Annotated in this window: 3 protein-coding genes; all 3 read right to left on the bottom strand. The window is 40.2% G+C overall.

The features are described from left to right. Positions 1-67: 67 nt before the first annotated feature. On the bottom strand, positions 68-1,138 hold the full coding sequence (locus OCV67_RS12805; protein ID WP_147644331.1) for a DUF7666 domain-containing protein: 1,071 nt from the start codon (positions 1,136-1,138) through the stop codon (positions 68-70). 17 nt (positions 1,139-1,155) lie between these two features. Next, positions 1,156-1,353, bottom strand: coding sequence for a hypothetical protein (locus OCV67_RS12800; protein ID WP_147644330.1), 198 nt, complete (start codon positions 1,351-1,353; stop codon positions 1,156-1,158). A gap of 17 nt (positions 1,354-1,370) precedes the next feature. Next, positions 1,371-1,911, bottom strand: a 541-nt coding sequence (locus tag OCV67_RS12795) for a DUF6551 family protein (protein ID WP_178085165.1), incomplete at its 5' end; no start/stop codon positions are given.

The raw sequence follows: 1,911 nt of genomic DNA, 5'->3' as shown, positions 1-1,911 counted from the left end.
ATGCTATCATTTATTTGTTTAAATTTTTTCTTTTGCCTGTCCCTGTTGCCTCAGGGCAGGCGGTTTTTTATACCTCAACAAACTCACCGTCTATCAGTTTATATAACGTATCTTCCTTAATTCGTTCGCCGTCCACAAATTCCGTTTTTACGCATTTTGGAATATAACGTTCCTTTTCCTTAGAATATTCCCATTCAGCCAGCGTAATCCAGCTGCCTTTTTTGGCTTTAACGGCTGAATTGTGACCGGCGCAGCAAATAACGCAATCTTTTCCGCTGCTGCCTATCTGTGCAGAATCTCCGCTGCTGCCTATCTTTGCCAAATTTCCGCTGCTGCCTATCTGTGCAGAATCTCCGCTGCTGCCTATCTGTGCAGAATCTCCGCTGCTGCCTATCTTTGCAGAATATCCGCTACTGCCTATCTTTGCAGAATATCCGCTGCTGCCTATCTGTGCAGAATCTCCGCTGCTGCCTATCTGTGCAGAATCTCCGCTGCTGCCTATCTGTGCAGAATATCCGCTACTGCCTATCTGTGCAGAATCTCCGCTGCTGCCTATCTTTGCCAAATTTCCGCTGCTGCCTATCTGTGCAGAATATCCGCTGCTGCCTATCTTTGCAGAATATCCGCTGCTGCCTATCTTTGCAGAATATCCGCTACTGCCTATCTTTGCAGAATATCCGCTGCTGCCTATCTGTGCAGAATCTCCGCTGCTGCCTATCTGTGCAGAATCTCCGCTGCTGCCTATCTGTGCAGAATTTCCACTGCTGCCTATCTTTGCAGAATATCCGCTGCTTATTTTATTATCAGCAATACATGTTGATGTTTTTTCTATAGCAAAATCAACACAGGCATTTATAAATTTTGATATTGACAGCTTTGCACCTATTTTCAGTTTTTTAGTGCAGTATTTTCTGTTATCATTAGTTTTTACTTCATCTAATGCTTCAACCTCTGCAAACTCATTGAAATCGCCAGTATCATTTGTGAAACCATAATAATCTAATACATCAAACGGGTTTTCACAAAAATGCATTCCATAACTGCATATTTCTGCTTCTTCTTCCTCAAATACTGTATTTTCTGCGTACTGTTTGCCTCGGCATATCAGCCCCGGCTCAAATCCTTTATACCCTTTCATTTTTTATTCCTCTTTTCTTAAATAAATTTTTCAACTGCTCGGTCAACTCTCATTTGTTTTCCCATATTTGTCAACCACGGGCAAACTTCTCTCAGTGCGTTGTACTCTGCATCACTAGGTATGTAATCTGGGTTACTACAACGTATCGGTTGACCTAATATATCGAATGCAACGCTTGTTTCCTCATACCCTGACCTCTTCTTCAATTGCTTCATTTCTTTCCTCCTTGGTTTTAAATTTTGTCGTCTAACCTGTTGGTTCTTAAATTTTTGTTATAAATATTTAATATCTGTCTTGCAAAACGTGCATCACCTCCATTTGAAAACGCCTTTCCCTCTCTTATGATTATTGCAGGGCTTACTTTTGATAGCTGCGTTACCAATGTTTTTCTTTTATATTCACCTTTATAGGTTTTATAAAACAGATACATACCACCGATTATTTCAGTGTTCAGGCTTTCCGGTATACCCTCCCATGACTCTTTTATTAATGATAATATTTCTATAAAATCAGACGATGAAACGGCTTTAAATACTTTATATGTTTTGGCTACCGCAGTAATACGATTAATCGTTTTAGATTTAGAAAAATCCATATAAAATCCACTGCGCTCAACTAATCTTACCATTTCAACCACATCTACATCTCCTGCAGCATAAAGAGCCTTAAACTTTGCAATACTTTCAACTGCACGAGATATTCCGTTTTGTTCAGCGAACAGTCTGGCTTCATCTTCTTGGGTAAGTCCCTCATAAACCTTACAGTCAACCATC

This window comes from Porcipelethomonas ammoniilytica, from assembly GCF_025567485.1.
Taxonomy (GTDB): Bacteria; Bacillota; Clostridia; order Oscillospirales; family Ruminococcaceae; genus Porcipelethomonas; species Porcipelethomonas ammoniilytica.
The sequence above is the reverse complement of the archived record's forward strand: the minus strand, read 5'-3'. Positions and strand labels throughout refer to the sequence as shown.

Excerpts from the sequence above, each read along its gene's own strand:
- OCV67_RS12805 (WP_147644331.1), bottom strand. The coding sequence starts at position 1,138 with ATGAAAGGGTATAAAGGATTTGAGCCGGGGCTGATATGCCGAGGCAAA.
- OCV67_RS12800 (WP_147644330.1), bottom strand. The coding sequence starts at position 1,353 with ATGAAGCAATTGAAGAAGAGGTCAGGGTATGAGGAAACAAGCGTTGCA.